Raw genomic sequence first — 13928 nt, 5'->3', positions numbered from 1 at the left:
GTCATTGATCTCGCAATCCGATTCAGTCGTGCCAAACGACTATCACGGTTCGGGCGAACAACAGAGGGTGGATCGGCTGCTGCCATTCAGGCGGCATGGCAAGCCGCTTTAGGCCAGCGGCGGAAAGCCTCTGGCCGGCTTCGCTTTTCGGCCTCTCGGAGTCGGTTTCCTGCTACCGGTCCGCGACTGGTCCGGCCAGATTTGGCGAGCGATTCACTTTTCGGAGGGCCGATGTCCACCCATGTGCGCCATCCGATCTGGCTTCCGGCTCTCAGGCCCGCCGATGCGCGCACCTTCGCTTCGCTCTATGCGGTCGAATCCTTTGCTCGCGCCACCATCTCCAGCGTCATCCCGATCCAGGCCTACGAAATCCTGCACAACGAGCAGATCGTCTCGATCCTCTACACCATCGTGTCGCTGCTCGGGCTGTCGGTGACGCTGTTCATGCCGATGCTGATCCGCCGCTTCGCGCGGCGCTGGGTCTACACGGCCGGCTGCCTGATGCTGGCGATCGGCTCGGTGTTCTTCGTCACCCACACGCTGCCGGGACAACTCGCCGGGATGCTGTGCCGTGTCATGGGGGCGAGCGCGCTGTCCATCACGCTTAACCTCTACATCATGGACCATATCCGCAAGACCGACTTCATGCAGGCGGAATCGCTGCGCATGGCTTGGTCGATGTTCGCCTGGACCGGCGGGCCGACGCTCGGCATTTTCCTCTATACGCGCTTCGGGATTTATGCCGCAAACGGCGCGGTCGTGGCTTTCGCGCTGGCGCTGCTGGCGTTGTTCTGGACCTATCGGCTGGGCGACAACCCTTCGATCCGTCCCGGCAAGAGCCGTCCGATCAACCCGCTCGCCAATATCGGCCGCTTCGTCGCGCAGCCGCGGTTGCGCCTCGCGTGGCTGATCGCCTTCGGGCGCTCGTGTTTCTGGACGACCTTCTTCGTCTATGGCCCGCTGTTCATGGTGATCACGGGCGAGGGCAAGCTTGCCGGCGGGCTGCTGGTTTCGGCCGGCAATGCGCTTCTGTTCATGGCGATCTTCTGGGGCAGGGCGGGAAAGCGCTTCGGCGGCCGTCGGACCATGGCTTTCGCCTATTTCGCCATGGCGGCGATGCTCTTCGTGGCCGGCGGCGTCGGCGCCGCCGCGCCGCTGCTCACCGCCGCCTTCCTGCTCGGCGGCGCCTTGTTCACCATTGCGCTCGACGCGCTGGGCTCGACAGCCTTCATGCGCTCAGTGCGTTCCTATGAACGAGCGCAGATGGCGGCTGTCTACCGAACCTATCTCGATTTCTCCGAGCTGACGCCGCCGCTGGTCTATTCGGTGGTGCTCTCCTTCTTCGGTCTCGGCTCGGTGTTCGTCACGCTCGGCCTGTTGGCCGCCTTCTGCGGCTTCTTCACTTGGCGCTATCTGCCGAAGTCGTTTTGATCGGCTGCAACGCCGCATAGCGCCCACGCACCCACTCGTGGAAGCGGCGCAAATCGTACTCCTCGGGCATCAGCACGCCGGCCTGGTGGCGGATCGAGTGCATGCCCTTCTGGTTGATCTCGCAGATCGCGGCGTCCTCCTCCAGCACCTGCGCGCCGAAGGCGACGATGTTGTCGATATCGGTTTGTGCCACGGCATCGGGCGCGAACAGCCATTCGGCGGTGAGTTCCGTCTGCTCCGGCCCGAGCGGGGCGAGACGAACCGTGCGGACATAGTCGACATGGCCGACGACGAACATCGAGGGCAGCGAGGTAGCGTAGGTCTGGCCGGCGGCTCGCTCGGCCGGCGTCAGCCCGGCAAAGACCGGCCCATGGACGCGTCCGTCGCGCGACCAGGTCTCGGCGCCGGCGCGTAGGCCGCCGGAAAACTCCGGCGCATCATTATCCGCATAGCGCGCCCATTCCGGATCGTCATGCCTCGCCATCAGGCCGCGCCCATAGATCGGCACCAGCCGCGACAGGTCCTTGTGCACGCCCGGGCAATGCAGGCATTCGTTGAAGTTCTCCCAGAAGATTTTCCAGTTGCAGTTCATCACCTTGGTGAGCCGGTGCCCGGGGACGAGCGTCTCCAGCGGCCAGTTCGAAAGATCGCGGGAGGCGGAGTCGAAGGAGGCTTCCCCCGAGCCATCGGGATCCTCTGCGAGATTGATGAAGACGAAGCCGCGCCACACTGACAGCGCCACCCGGTAGAGCGGATAATTTTCCTTGTCGAAGCCTTCGGGCAGCGATTTCGATGGGACACGGACGAGATCGCCGCGCAGCGAATAGGACCAGGCGTGGTAGGGGCAGGTGAGCAGCCTTGCCTTCAGCCGCCCTTCGCTTTCCAGGCAGAGCTGCGAGCCGCGATGCCGGCAGGTGTTGTGGAAGGCGCGCAAGCTCCCGGCCTCGTCGCGCAGCACGACGACCTCCTGCGAGCCGATACGCGCGGTTCGAAAGGCAAGAGGTTCCGCGAGATCGGCTTCGCGGCAAACCATGAGCCAGCTCCGATACCAGATCGCTTCGAGATCGAGCCGGTAAGCGTCGGCTTCCCGATAGGCGCTTGCAGGCAACGTCGGCTCGAGGCTGGTGAGGCCATTGTAGCGGCTGTGTTCGCTAGGATTTGGCTGCATGAGCGGCTCCCCTTGGCTGATGACAGCCGACACCCGGGCAGGACCGTTGTCAATTGCGCGGCCATTGTCGCTTCCGGGTGCTGCCCTTAAGGTCACTTCGTAATCGCCTGCGGTTTCGCCGGCTGCCCAGGATTGCAAAGTATGCCTGCAAGAACGATGTCGCTGACCGTGGAACTGGTCGCCCGCTGTTTTCGCGCGGTCGATGACCCGGGGCCCGACCCGGATGCCGAGCATCTCGTGGACAGCGACTATGAAGCCATGCTGGATGCATTCGAGGTCGAGCTACCTGCAACCGAGCCTCTCTGGCTGTTCGGCTACGGCTCGCTGATCTGGAAACCGGAAATCGAGCATTTTGAGGAGCGCGTCGCCGTGGCTCGCGGCTGGCATCGCTCCTTCTGCATGAAGATGACGCGCTGGCGCGGCACCAAGCAAAGCCCCGGCCTGATGATGGCGCTGGATCGTGGCGGCCAATGCAAGGGCGTTGCTTTCCGCCTGAACGGTGGTGACCGCCGGCAGGCGCTGGACAGGCTTTTTCGCCGCGAGATGACGCTGAAGCCGACCAGCTACCGGCCGCGCCTGCTGCAACTCGCAACCGACAAGGGGGCGTTGAGAGCGCTTGCCTTCGTCATCAATCGCAAAGGCACGACCTATGCCGGCCCACTCAACGAAGACGAGGTGGTCGAAAGGCTGGCGACCTCGTGCGGCCACTGGGGTTCAGGCGCCGACTATCTCTACAACACGGTGAAGAACCTCGAACAGCGCGGTATTCACGACCGCCATTTGTGGCGATTGCAGAAGCTCGTCGCCGAGCGGATCGCCGGATCTTAGTCCGAAACCGGTGCCGCAATCACGCTGCGGCGTGACGGAATTTGGTTTGCCGGTCGCGACGATTCTGCCTATAGTCGCTGGCGTCGTCGGTTCCGTTTTTGGAGCCAAGAGGGAATGCGGTGAGGGTGGAGTCTTTGCCCTAAGCCGTGGCTGCCCCCGCAACTGTGTGCGGTAGTCCTCTCCATAGACCACTGAGGTTTGTCCTCGGGAAGGTGGGGAAGGGTGCGAATCCGCGAGCCAGGAGACCTGCCGGCGACAGGAAAGTTGACTTCGATGCCCTCGGGTGGAGGGCGAAAGGACAAGACATGAATACCGCTTCCGTCTCCCTCGGCGCCTCCGTCTCCTCGCAGTTGCGCATCATGCAGCTGGCTCTCGCCGCGCTGCTCGGCATTTTCGTCGTCGGTTTTGTCGGCTTCTCGCACATCGATGCGGTCCACAACGCTGCCCACGACTATCGTCACTCGATGGCTTTTCCCTGCCACTGACGAAGGCCCGATATCATGAATCTGTTTCGCAACGTCGTGTTCGTAGCGGCGATCGCAGGGCTCGTGGCGGGCATCGCGCTTGCCTGCATGCAGGCCTATGCGACCGTGCCGCTGATCCTCAAAGCGGAAGTCTATGAAAAGGCGGGCGGCGGTCATCACCACTACCATGCCGCCAACACTGGAACTGGCACTGCCATGAGCTCGGCCGAACCGGCGGGCAATGCGATGAGCAGCGCCGCTCCTGCGTCGACGGAAGCGGCGGCTCCGACCGAGGACGAGGGCTGGGCTCCGGCCGACGGCTTCGAGCGCTTCGCCTTCAACGTTGTCGCAAACATCGTCACCGGCATCGGCTTCGCGCTGATCCTGGTCGCGGTGTCGGAATTCGCCGGTGGCATCGGCAGCTGGCGCCAGGGCGTGTTCTGGGGCCTTGCCGGTTTTGCGGTTTTCACGCTCGCGCCCGGCCTCGGCCTGCCGCCGGAACTGCCGGCCATGCCGGCGGCGGAACTTCTGCCGCGCCAGATCTGGTGGATTTCGACGGTGGCCGCAACCGCGGTCGGCCTTGGATTGATCGCCTTTCGCAAGTCGCTGCCCTTGGCAATTCTGGCGGTCGTGCTGATCGTCGCTCCGCACGTAGTCGGCGCGCCGCAGCCCGTCAGCTTCGAGACGGCGATTCCCGAGGGGCTGCACCATCAGTTCGTGGTGGCGGTGACCCTCACCGATCTGGTCTTCTGGCTGGTGCTCGGTGCGGCCGTCGGTGTGGTGCGCGGGCGCTTCACCGGTACATCGACCAGCCTGCGCGACAGCTTTGCCTGATCGCGCGGAGGGCCATCTGACCTTCATCATCGGCGGTGCGCGCTCCGGCAAGAGCGCGCATGCCGAGTGCCTGGTGGCGGCAAGCCCGTCGCCTTGGGCCTATATCGCCACCGCGCAGGCCTATGACGAGGAGATGCGCGAGCGCATCGCGCTGCATCGCTCGCGCCGCGGCAAAGGCTGGGTCACCGTCGATGCGCCGCTCGACCTGGTCGGCGCGATCGACGCCTTGCCCGATCACCAGCCGGTGCTTATCGATTGCCTGACATTGTGGCTGAGCAATCATATGCTGGCGGACCACGATATCGAGGCCGAGTGCCGGCGGCTCTCGGATGTGCTTTCGCAGCCGCGCGGACCGTGGTTTGTGGTGTCTAACGAAGTCGGGCTCGGCATCGTGCCGGACAATGCGCTGGCGCGCCGGTTCCGCGACGCCGCCGGGCGGCTCAACCAGCAGGTCGCGGCTGTCGCCGACAGCGTGCTGATGATGGTGGCGGGGCTGCCGCTCAAGGTGAAGTGACATGGGCGAGATCAAAGACACGATCATCGACGACAAGGATGCCGAACGCCATCGAGCCAAGATGGCCAAGCGCAAGGCGGTGCAGGATGCCGAGGTGGCCGGCAAGACGATCGAGAAGGGACTGCTGATCGTCAATACGGGGCCGGGCAAGGGCAAGACCACGGCTGCGTTCGGCCTGGCGCTGAGGATGCTCGGCTACGGCAAGCGCGTCGGCGTCGTCCAGTTCATCAAGGGCAAATGGCACACGGGCGAGAAGGATGCCTTCGCCGCCTTTGGCGATCGCGTCGTCTGGCACGCGATGGGCGAGGGCTTCACCTGGGAGACGCAGGACCTGAAGCGCGACATTGCCGCCGCCGAGGCTGCCTGGGCGAGGGCGCTCGAGCTGATTGCCGACCCGTCGATCAGCCTCGTGGTCCTCGACGAGCTCAACATCGCTCTGCGCTACGACTATCTCGAGCTGGAAAAGGTGGTCGCGGCGCTGAAGGCGCGTCGCGAGGGCCTGCATGTCGTCGTCACCGGCCGCAATGCTAAGCCGCTGCTGGTCGAGGCGGCCGATCTCGTCACCGAGATGGGGCTGACCAAGCACCATTTCGCGGCCGGTGTGAAGGCGCAGCAGGGGATTGAATTCTAAGGCGCCTTAGCCGCCGATCAAAATGGTCAGGTAGATCACCGTCGCCGATAGAATCGCGAACAGGCCGATCAACAGCCCGTCGGCGACGCGATAGAGTTCCAGCGCCTGCCTTATGTCGGTGCTTTCGGCCTCGCGCCTGCCGCCTTCGCCCATGAAGGCATCCTCGACGACCTCGCCGCCATAACTGCGCGGTCCGGCCAGGGCGAGCCCCAGCGCGCCGGCCATGGCGGCTTCCGGCCAGCCGGCATTGGGCGAACGGTGCTTCTTCGCGTCACGCCGCATGACCTGCCAGGCGTTGCGGGGGTCGGCGCCCTTGACGATGAAGGCCGCCAGCACAATCAGCAGGCCGGTGAGCCGCGATGCCGGCAGGTTGACCAGGTCGTCGAAGCGAGCGGCCGCCCGGCCGAAGGCCTCGTATTTCGGCGTGCGGTGGCCGATCATGGAATCGGCGGTGTTGGCGGCCTTGTAGGCAGCACCCCCGGCCAAACCACCGACACCGGTCCATATGGCGGGCGCGACGATGCCATCGGAGAAATTCTCGGCCAGGCTTTCGATCGCGGCGCGGGCAACGCCCGCCCTGTCGAGCTTGTCCGGATCGCGGCCGACGATGCGCGAAACGGCGATGCGGCCGAGCGTCAGGCCGCCGGTCTCCAGCGCATCGGCGACATCCTCGACATGCTCGGCGAGGCTCTTCTGCGACAGAAGCGAGGAGCTGAGGATGGCCGCGATGACCAGGCCGGACGGAAAGATCAGCCAGAGCAGGACATGCAGCGTCAGGCCGATGGCCGCCGGCACCAGCAGGATGACCAGAAGCGCCTGGACGCCGCGGCGGCGACGCAATTCGTCGGAATCGGTGGCGCGGTTGAGCCTGCGATCGAGAAAGGATATCAGCCTGCCGATCCAGGTTACCGGATGACCGATGGCGTTAAACAGCCAGTCCGGGTAGCCAAGGGCACGTTCGATGGCGAGTGACAGGAAAGCGATCAGGATCGACATGAAGCTTCTAAGCGGAGCGATTGCAGCGGTTGATCACGGCGGCAGCCTTGGCCGGGCAAGCGCGCTCTTTCCTCATGCGCCACAGCCTTTCCTTGACCTCTCGACAGGTATCAATCCGCACTCCTATCCGCTTTTCGATCTGCCCGCCACCGCCCTGTCACGATTGCCCGAGCCAGGACGACTGCGCGAATTGGCCGAAATTGCGGCCAAGGCGTATGGCGCGCGGTCGGCGGCGCATGTCGTGGCCGCGCCCGGCACGCAGATCCTGTTGCCGCGGGTCGCTTCGCTGGTGAGGCCCGGCAAGGCACTGGTGCTGGGTCCAACCTATGCCGAGCACGCCAGGGCGGCCGCGATTGCAGGCCATGCGGTTGTGGAGGTGGGCGACTTCGACGCCTTGGCGGACGCTGACCTTGCCGTGCTGGTCAACCCGAACAATCCGGATGGGCGAGTGATCGAAAGGCACCGCCTGGTCGGCCTTGCTGCGCGGCTTCGCGCGAAGGGCGGCCTGCTGGTGGTCGACGAAGCCTTCATGGATGTCGGCCCGGTCCAACACAGCCTGGCCGGCGATGCGGGCGAAGGCGGCATCGTAGTGCTGCGCTCCTTCGGCAAATTCTTCGGCCTTGCCGGCGTCAGGCTTGGTTTCGCGCTGGCCGACCAACAGACCGAGCGGTTGGAGGCGCAGCTTGGGCCATGGGCTGTCGCCGGTCCTGCACTTGAATACGGAATCCGCGCATTGGCGGATGCCGGGTGGCAGGATGACATGCGACAGGGCCTGGCAGCCGATGCCAAGCGCCTCGACGCGCTGCTCAGCCGATTCGGTATCGCGGTCGCCGGCGGCACCAGTTTGTTCCGCTATTTGTCGTTCTCCGATGCTGCCTCCCTGTTCTCCGCTCTTGGCGAACGCGGTATCTTGGTCCGCCATTTTGCCGATCGTCCGCACGCCTTGCGCGTCGGTCTGCCCGGCAGCGAAGAGGAGTGGCAGCGGCTCGAGAGCGCGCTTGCAGCGTGGGCCTCGCGGCGCGACGATGCGCCGAAGGAGTGCTGACGATGATCCATGTCTGTTCGCTGTCGAAGGTGGAGGAGACCGTTGCGAGAACCGGCGCGGAGCGCTTGCTGTCGCTGCTCGCCGACGGCACCGAGATGGTCCGTCCGGCCTCGATACTGGCCGAAAACCATCTGCATCTCGTCATGCACGACATCGTCGCCGCGCAGGAAGGCATGACCATGCCGGGCGAGGAGCATGTGCGCGCGCTGCTCGACTTCGCCTATCGCTGGGACAGGGCCAAACCGATGGTCGTGCACTGCTATGCCGGTATCAGCCGCTCGACGGCATCGGCCTATATCATCGCGGCGGCACTGGCGCCCAAACGCGACGAGGCGGAACTGGCGAAGACGCTGCGCTTTCTCTCGCCGTCAGCGACGCCCAATCCAAGGCTGATTGCCGTTGCGGATATGTTGCTTGGGCGAGAAGGCCGGATGATCGCGGCAGTCGAAGCAATCGGGCGCGGTGCAGATGCCTTTGAAGGGATTCCGTTCGAACTCAGCATTAGAGATTGAGCTCGCACTGTTCCGCTACGCCAGCCAGTCGGCAAGCCTCGCCTTACGCACATCCCTGGCCAGGGTGATGAAGCCATCGGCCTGATGCTCGGCGGTGAGCCGGCCTTTTTCGGCGGTGGCGATGCTGGCGTCGCCGACCACGCCGTTCGGATTGAGGTCGCTGGCGATCCAGGCGAAGGCGTGCGTTCCGGTGTGCCGCAGCAGGGCGAATTCCTTTTCAGCGCGACCGACATTAGAGACGAAGTTGTCGGCCTTGCCCATATCGACGAGATCTGGCCGGAAATGCAGCATCAACGAGGTCTCGACATCGCCGCCATGGATGCCGTGACGGTCCTCGAGCTCGGTATACATGCCAGCGGGACGGCCGAAGCGCTGCCAGCTCGTCTTCACCGCCAGCATCTTTGCGCGCACGCGCAATTCGCGCGTGACAATGCCCATGATCTCCTCGTTGCCGCCATGCGAGTTGACGACGATCAACTTTCTGACCCCGGCGCGGGCGACCGAGAGGCCAAGCTCGGTCCAGGCGTCGACCAGGGTGGTGGCCGGCAAGGTGAGCGTTCCCGGCGCATGCAGATGCTCGTTCGACTTGCCCACCGCCTGCACCGGCAGGAGGCGGATGTCGATGTCCTCGGGCAGGCGCGCAATCACCGTCTCCAGCATGCCCATCATGATCGAGGTGTCGGTCGAGACCGGAAGGTGAGGGCCATGCTGCTCGACCGCGGCCACCGGCAGAACGGCAATCGTCGCTTCCGCGTCGATCGAGGCGTATTCGGTCGTCCGATAGTCGCCCCACCACACACGTCTTGTCGTCACTGTCGTCTCCCGATGGTCTGCTGTTCGGCCCGAAGGTCTAAAGCGCCTGGCCATTCCGGGCAACAGCTAGCCTGCTGCCAGAACCTCCACCTCGACCTTGAATTCCGGGCGGGCAAAACCTGAAACGATCATCAGCGTCGAAGCGGGCGCCGGATCGGAAAACCGGCGATTGCGAACGTCCATATAGGCCTGCAGATGCGCGCGATCGGTGACGAAGGCGTTGATGCGCACGACATCGTTCAGCGTCAGCCCGGCTTCGCTTAAGATTGCGGCAATATTCTTGAAGCAAAGCTCGGTCTGCGCGCCGGCATCCTCCGGGACGGCGTCATCCGGCGCGATGCCCAACTGACCCGAACATAGCACAAGGCGCTTTCCCGCTGGAATTTCAACGCCATGGCTATAACGGGCAAAGGGCGGCTTGATCGACTTGGGGGCGAGATAATTGAGCATGGCATTCTCCTGTCGGCAGGCAGACTAAGGCCGGATTCATGAAAGCTTCAAGATGCGGTGCATGCCGCCCGGGCGATTATGGACAGGCGTCCAAAAAATGGGCACGATGCCATTTGTACAGCATGACCCGTCCGGTCTCGGCAATGACTGCCGCGCAAGCAGGCGGCCCAAGGCGGTGGCATGTGTCTTGCTTCTTGAACCAATGGAGTGGAGCCCAGCGCGCAGCGCGCCGGAGCCAAGAGAGGGTGATGTTTATGTACGGAAAAGAAAAAATCCTGGCGGGTGCGATCGCGCTGCTTGCTGCCAGCACGCTGGGCGCTGCGGCCAACGAGAAGGTCACCTTTGGCACCAACTGGCTGGCCGAGCCGGAACATGGCGGCTACTACCAGGCGATCGCCGACGGAACCTACGCCGCCTGCGGCCTCGACGTCACCATCATGCAGGGCGGCCCGCAGGTCAGCGGCCGGCCGATGCTGCTGGCCGGCAAGATCGATTTCTACATGGGCGGCAACCTGCTCTCGGCCTTCGACGCCGTGCAGCAGGGGATTCCGATGCGCGTCGTCGCCGCCGACTTCCAGAAGGACCCGCAGGTCATCATGTCCCATCCGGGCGAAGGGCTGGACAAGTGGGAGGACCTGAAGAACGCCGACCAGTATATCCTCGGCGACGAGGGCGCACAGACCTTCTTCCAGTGGATGGTGACCGATCTCGGCTTCGATGCCGCCAAGCGCGTGCCATACACCTTCAATCCGGCGCCCTTCATCGCCAACAAGAAGTCGATCCAGCAGGGCTATGTCACGTCGGAGCCCTACGCGGTGCAGAAACAGGGCGGCTTCGTGCCGAACCAGTTCCTGCTCGCCGACAATGGCTGGGATACTTATGCCACGACCATCGAAGTGATGCAGGACACCATCAACAAGCGGCCGGAGGTGGTGCAGTGCTTCGTCGATGGCTCGGCCAAGGGCTGGTACAACTACCTCTACGGCGACAACAAGGCCGCCAACGAGATGATCAAGAAGGACAATCCGGACATGACGGATGAGCAGATCGCCTTCTCGATCGAACAGCTGAAGAAGTTCGGCATTGTCGATTCCGGCGATACGGAAAAGCTCGGTATCGGCGGCATGACCGAAGCGCGCATCCAGAGCTTCTACGACAAGATGGTCAAGGCCAAGGTCGCGCAGCCGGGCATCGACATCAAGAAGGCCTATACGCTCGCCTTCATCAACAAGGGGGTCGGGCGGGAGCTGAAGAAGTAAGGCGGCCTGCCTGAGATGATCCAGGAGAAAGTGGCGCAGGCAACGGCATCGGGTGAGAGCCCGATGCTGCTTTCCTTACGCAATGTCGGCAAGGTCTTTTCCAACGGCGTCACGGCGCTGAGCAAGGTCGACCTGGCGATCCGCGAAGGCGATTTCCTAAGCCTGCTCGGGCCCTCGGGCTGCGGCAAGTCGACGGCGCTCAGGTTGATCGCCGGCCTGTCGACGCCGACCTCCGGTCAGCTCGACTGGCGCGGCTCGATCGACCGCTCGAATATCGGCTTCGTCTTCCAGGAGCCGACGCTGCTGCCATGGGCCAGCGTCTTCGACAATGTCTGGCTGCCGCTCAGGCTGAAAGGCGTATCGCGCGCGGAGGCCAAGCCCGCGGTGATGGAAATGCTGTCGCGCGTGCACCTCACCGGTTTCGAGAATGCCGTGCCGCGCGAGCTTTCCGGCGGCATGAAGATGCGTGTCTCGATCGCACGGGCTATGGTGACCAAGCCGCGCATTCTTCTGATGGACGAGCCCTTCGCGGCGCTCGACGAGATTACCCGCTTCAAGCTCAACAACGATCTTCTCGAGCTTTGGCAGGACGAGCGGTTTACCGTCGTCTTCGTCACCCACAGCGTCTTCGAAAGCGTGTTCCTCTCCAGCCGTGTCGTCGTCATGGCGGCACGACCGGGCCGCGTCCACGGCGAGCTTGCAATCGAAGCGCCTTACCCGCGCGACGAGGCATTCCGGACTTCGCCCGACTATGCGGCGCTCTGCCGGCAGGCCTCGGACGTGCTGGTCAATGCCATCAACTCAACCGCCGGACCTCATCATGACGGCCATTGAAAACAATGCCCTGAAGCTCGACCCGGAAGAGGCGCGCCGCGTCCGCCAGGAGCGGCTGGAGCGGATCGGCAAATGGGTACTGCCGCTGGCGATCATGGTGCTTGCGATCTGGCTGTGGGATCGCATCTGCGTCTGGAACGGGATCCCGCAATACATCCTGCCGCGCCCGGGCGTGGTCCTGCAGACGCTGCATGACGATGCCGGGCTGTTGTTCTCTTCGCTGCTGGTGACGCTCAGGATCACCTTCCTCAGCCTGCTGCTTGCCGTCATCGGCGGCGTCGGGCTGGCGGTGCTGTTCGCGCAGTCGAAATGGGTGGAGATGTCGTTCTTCCCCTTCGCCATCGTGCTGCAGGTGACGCCGATCGTGGCGATCTTCCCGCTGATCAACATCTACATCAACAACCAGACGACCAAACTCCTGCTCTGTGCCTGGATCGTCGCCTTCTTCCCGATCCTCTCCAACACCACGCTCGGGCTGAACTCGGTCGACCGCAACCTGCGCGATTTGTTCAAGCTCAACGGCGCGACCCGCTGGCAGCAATTGCGCTATCTGCGCCTGCCGGCGGCGATGCCCTATTTCCTCGGTGGGCTGAAGATCGCCGGCGGCCTGTCGCTGATCGGCGCCGTGGTGGCCGAGTTCGTCGCCGGCGCGCAGGGGCAATCGTCCGGGCTTGCCTCGCGCATCATCGAGGCGGGCTACCGGCTCAATGCTCCCAGGCTGTTCGCGGCGCTGATCCTGATCTCGCTCACCGGCATCCTGATCTTCCTCGTGCTGTCGCTGGTGTCGCATCTCATCCTGCGCCGCTGGCACGAGAGCGCGCTGAAGCAGGAGCGCTAGGGTGCCTGAATGTTGATCCCAGCCTCTGGTCGTTACCAACTCGCCAACGTCCGCGTTCATCAATGGCTGACGCCCGGTCTTGCCGCAAGCTTCGATGCCGATGGTTTTGCGCTCGCCGACATTGCCGTCGCCGACGGCAAGATTGCTAGCATCATTGCGCACGGCAAAGCCGAGCCGCCATTCGACGCAATCGACCTTGGCGGCCGCATCGTGCTGCCCTGCTTCGTCGACTGCCATACGCATATCGACAAGGGCCATATCTGGCCGCGCAAGCCAAATCCCGACGGCACCTTCATAGGCGCGCTCAACGCAACTGCCGCCGATCGCACCGCTCGCTGGAGCGCGGAGGACGTGGCGAGGCGCATGGATTTCTCGCTGCGCTCAGCTTACGCGCACGGTACCAGGGCCTTGCGCACGCATCTCGACAGCGTGGCGCCGCAGGAGGAAATTTCCTGGCCGGTGTTCGAGACGATGCGGGAAAAATGGCGAGGCCGGATCGAGCTGCAGGCCGCCTGTCTGCTTGGCATCGAAGGCGTGCGCGACAAGGCCTGGTTCGAGCGTCTGGCAAAACGCGTCGCCGCGGCCAAGGGCGTGCTCGGTGTTGTCACTTACATGGTGCCCGACCTCGAGGAACTGCTCGACAAGGTGTTCGCTGAAGCCCTCAAGCATGGGCTCGACCTCGATTTCCATGCCGACGAGACCGACGATGTCGCGGCGATCTCGCTGAAGAAGATCGCCGAAGCTTCGCTGTGGAACGGTTTTGACGGCAACATCCTGATCGGCCATTGCTGCTCGCTGGCGCGCCAGCCCGACCTCGAAGTTTTCGACACGCTGGACAAGGTGGCGAAGGCCGGACTGGCGGTCGTGTCGCTGCCGATGTGCAACCTCTATCTGCAGGACCGGCGCAACAACCACACCACCCCGCGCTGGCGCGGCGTGACGCTGCTGCACGAGATGAAGGCACGCGGCATCAAGGTGGCTGTCGCTTCTGACAACACGCGCGACCCGTTCTACGCCTATGGCGACCTCGATATGTTGGAGGTCTACCGCATGTCGACACGCATCCTGCATTTCGATCACCCTGTCGGTGACTGGCCGAAAGCGATAGCGGCGACGCCGGCCGAGGTGATGCGGCTGGAAGGTGTCGGCACTCTCGCCGCCGGCGGCAGCGCGGACTTCATCGTCTTCAAGGGACGCAGCTGGACCGAATTGCTGTCGCGGCCCGAATCGGATCGCATCGTGGTGCGCGAGGGCAGGGCGATCGAGCGCCGGCTGCCCGACTATGCTGAACTCGATGAATTGATGGTGTGA

The 13928-nt window shown here is 64.0% G+C and carries 16 protein-coding genes and 1 riboswitch; of the genes, 12 read left to right on the top strand and 4 right to left on the bottom strand.

The genetic code is table 11. The annotated features are described in order from the left end of the window. Nucleotides 1–231: 231 nt before the first annotated feature. Nucleotides 232–1431, top strand: a complete 1200-nt coding sequence (locus EOA49_RS11980) for an MFS transporter (RefSeq protein WP_067329217.1) — start codon at nucleotides 232–234, stop codon at nucleotides 1429–1431. Here EOA49_RS11980 and EOA49_RS11975 read toward each other — a convergent pair. Further along, complete coding sequence (locus tag EOA49_RS11975) at nucleotides 1400–2599, bottom strand: aromatic ring-hydroxylating dioxygenase subunit alpha (RefSeq protein WP_127239926.1); 1200 nt, start codon at nucleotides 2597–2599, stop codon at nucleotides 1400–1402. The genes EOA49_RS11980 and EOA49_RS11975 overlap by 32 nt on opposite strands. Before the next feature lie 141 nt (nucleotides 2600–2740). Between EOA49_RS11975 and EOA49_RS11970 the strand changes: the two genes are divergently transcribed. The 5 genes from EOA49_RS11970 (at nucleotide 2741) to cobO (ending at nucleotide 5870) form a co-directional block, all read left to right on the top strand. Beyond that, on the top strand, nucleotides 2741–3427 hold the full coding sequence (locus EOA49_RS11970; RefSeq protein ID WP_127239927.1) for a gamma-glutamylcyclotransferase: 687 nt from the start codon (nucleotides 2741–2743) through the stop codon (nucleotides 3425–3427). A gap of 70 nt (nucleotides 3428–3497) precedes the next feature. Further along, nucleotides 3498–3696: riboswitch (cobalamin riboswitch) on the top strand. A gap of 36 nt (nucleotides 3697–3732) precedes the next feature. Beyond that, a complete protein-coding gene (locus tag EOA49_RS11965) occupies nucleotides 3733–3912 on the top strand; it encodes a CbtB domain-containing protein (RefSeq protein ID WP_127239928.1) in 180 nt (59 codons plus the stop codon). 15 nt (nucleotides 3913–3927) lie between these two features. Then, nucleotides 3928–4725, top strand: coding sequence for a CbtA family protein (locus tag EOA49_RS11960; RefSeq protein ID WP_127239929.1), 798 nt, complete (start codon nucleotides 3928–3930; stop codon nucleotides 4723–4725). Next, entirely contained in the window at nucleotides 4718–5239 is a 522-nt protein-coding gene (gene cobU / locus EOA49_RS11955) for a bifunctional adenosylcobinamide kinase/adenosylcobinamide-phosphate guanylyltransferase (protein ID WP_095829301.1), read from the top strand. Before EOA49_RS11960 ends, cobU begins: the two co-directional genes overlap by 8 nt. Before the next feature lies 1 nt (nucleotide 5240). Then, nucleotides 5241–5870, top strand: coding sequence for a cob(I)yrinic acid a,c-diamide adenosyltransferase (gene cobO / locus EOA49_RS11950; RefSeq protein ID WP_066999565.1), 630 nt, complete (start codon nucleotides 5241–5243; stop codon nucleotides 5868–5870). Nucleotides 5871–5876: 6 nt separating this feature from the next. On the opposite strand, the gene cbiB is transcribed toward cobO, so the two are convergent. Next, on the bottom strand, nucleotides 5877–6866 hold the full coding sequence (gene cbiB / locus EOA49_RS11945) for an adenosylcobinamide-phosphate synthase CbiB (RefSeq protein ID WP_066999568.1): 990 nt from the start codon (nucleotides 6864–6866) through the stop codon (nucleotides 5877–5879). Here cbiB and cobD point away from each other — a divergent pair. Both cobD and EOA49_RS11935 read left to right on the top strand, forming a co-directional pair. After that, nucleotides 6865–7911: a threonine-phosphate decarboxylase CobD gene (cobD, locus tag EOA49_RS11940; RefSeq protein ID WP_127243164.1), complete on the top strand. Its 1047-nt coding sequence runs from the start codon at nucleotides 6865–6867 to the stop codon at nucleotides 7909–7911. The genes cbiB and cobD overlap by 2 nt on opposite strands. Before the next feature lie 2 nt (nucleotides 7912–7913). Then, nucleotides 7914–8423: a tyrosine phosphatase family protein gene (locus EOA49_RS11935; protein ID WP_066999573.1), complete on the top strand. Its 510-nt coding sequence runs from the start codon at nucleotides 7914–7916 to the stop codon at nucleotides 8421–8423. 15 nt (nucleotides 8424–8438) lie between these two features. Here EOA49_RS11935 and EOA49_RS11930 read toward each other — a convergent pair whose 3' ends face one another. Further along, nucleotides 8439–9236 (bottom strand): creatininase family protein, encoded by a 798-nt coding sequence (locus EOA49_RS11930; protein WP_067329234.1) that lies wholly within the window; start codon nucleotides 9234–9236, stop codon nucleotides 8439–8441. 66 nt (nucleotides 9237–9302) lie between these two features. Further along, the gene (locus EOA49_RS11925) at nucleotides 9303–9686 is read right to left on the bottom strand and encodes a RidA family protein (protein ID WP_127239508.1); all 384 of its coding nucleotides are present in this window, start codon (nucleotides 9684–9686) and stop codon (nucleotides 9303–9305) included. 254 nt (nucleotides 9687–9940) lie between these two features. Between EOA49_RS11925 and EOA49_RS11920 the strand changes: the two genes are divergently transcribed. From EOA49_RS11920 to EOA49_RS11905, 4 genes are read left to right on the top strand one after another with little or no spacing between them, the layout of a single operon-like run. After that, the gene (locus EOA49_RS11920; protein ID WP_127239509.1) at nucleotides 9941–10945 is read left to right on the top strand and encodes an ABC transporter substrate-binding protein; all 1005 of its coding nucleotides are present in this window, start codon (nucleotides 9941–9943) and stop codon (nucleotides 10943–10945) included. Nucleotides 10946–10960: 15 nt separating this feature from the next. Further along, on the top strand, nucleotides 10961–11779 hold the full coding sequence (locus tag EOA49_RS11915) for an ABC transporter ATP-binding protein (RefSeq protein ID WP_095801964.1): 819 nt from the start codon (nucleotides 10961–10963) through the stop codon (nucleotides 11777–11779). Next, nucleotides 11766–12617, top strand: a complete 852-nt coding sequence (locus tag EOA49_RS11910) for an ABC transporter permease (RefSeq protein ID WP_127239510.1) — start codon at nucleotides 11766–11768, stop codon at nucleotides 12615–12617. The genes EOA49_RS11915 and EOA49_RS11910 overlap by 14 nt, the downstream gene beginning before the upstream one ends. Before the next feature lie 12 nt (nucleotides 12618–12629). Further along, the gene (locus EOA49_RS11905; protein WP_127239522.1) at nucleotides 12630–13928 is read left to right on the top strand and encodes a cytosine deaminase; all 1299 of its coding nucleotides are present in this window, start codon (nucleotides 12630–12632) and stop codon (nucleotides 13926–13928) included.

The organism is Mesorhizobium sp. M1A.F.Ca.IN.020.04.1.1 (genome assembly GCF_003997315.1).
Taxonomy (GTDB): domain Bacteria; phylum Pseudomonadota; class Alphaproteobacteria; order Rhizobiales; family Rhizobiaceae; genus Mesorhizobium.
Note: the sequence above shows the minus strand (reverse complement) of the source record. Positions and strands in the feature narration are given on the sequence as shown.

Excerpts from the sequence above, each read along its gene's own strand:
- EOA49_RS11975 (WP_127239926.1), bottom strand. The coding sequence starts at position 2,599 with ATGCAGCCAAATCCTAGCGAACACAGCCGCTACAATGGCCTCACCAGC.
- EOA49_RS11915 (WP_095801964.1), top strand. The coding sequence starts at position 10,961 with ATGATCCAGGAGAAAGTGGCGCAGGCAACGGCATCGGGTGAGAGCCCG.
- EOA49_RS11910 (WP_127239510.1), top strand. The coding sequence starts at position 11,766 with ATGACGGCCATTGAAAACAATGCCCTGAAGCTCGACCCGGAAGAGGCG.
- EOA49_RS11960 (WP_127239929.1), top strand. The coding sequence starts at position 3,928 with ATGAATCTGTTTCGCAACGTCGTGTTCGTAGCGGCGATCGCAGGGCTC.
- cobO (WP_066999565.1), top strand. The coding sequence starts at position 5,241 with ATGGGCGAGATCAAAGACACGATCATCGACGACAAGGATGCCGAACGC.
- cbiB (WP_066999568.1), bottom strand. The coding sequence starts at position 6,866 with ATGTCGATCCTGATCGCTTTCCTGTCACTCGCCATCGAACGTGCCCTT.
- EOA49_RS11980 (WP_067329217.1), top strand. The coding sequence starts at position 232 with ATGTCCACCCATGTGCGCCATCCGATCTGGCTTCCGGCTCTCAGGCCC.
- EOA49_RS11970 (WP_127239927.1), top strand. The coding sequence starts at position 2,741 with ATGCCTGCAAGAACGATGTCGCTGACCGTGGAACTGGTCGCCCGCTGT.
- EOA49_RS11965 (WP_127239928.1), top strand. The coding sequence starts at position 3,733 with ATGAATACCGCTTCCGTCTCCCTCGGCGCCTCCGTCTCCTCGCAGTTG.
- cobD (WP_127243164.1), top strand. The coding sequence starts at position 6,865 with ATGAAGCTTCTAAGCGGAGCGATTGCAGCGGTTGATCACGGCGGCAGC.
- EOA49_RS11935 (WP_066999573.1), top strand. The coding sequence starts at position 7,914 with ATGATCCATGTCTGTTCGCTGTCGAAGGTGGAGGAGACCGTTGCGAGA.
- EOA49_RS11925 (WP_127239508.1), bottom strand. The coding sequence starts at position 9,686 with ATGCTCAATTATCTCGCCCCCAAGTCGATCAAGCCGCCCTTTGCCCGT.
- EOA49_RS11920 (WP_127239509.1), top strand. The coding sequence starts at position 9,941 with ATGTACGGAAAAGAAAAAATCCTGGCGGGTGCGATCGCGCTGCTTGCT.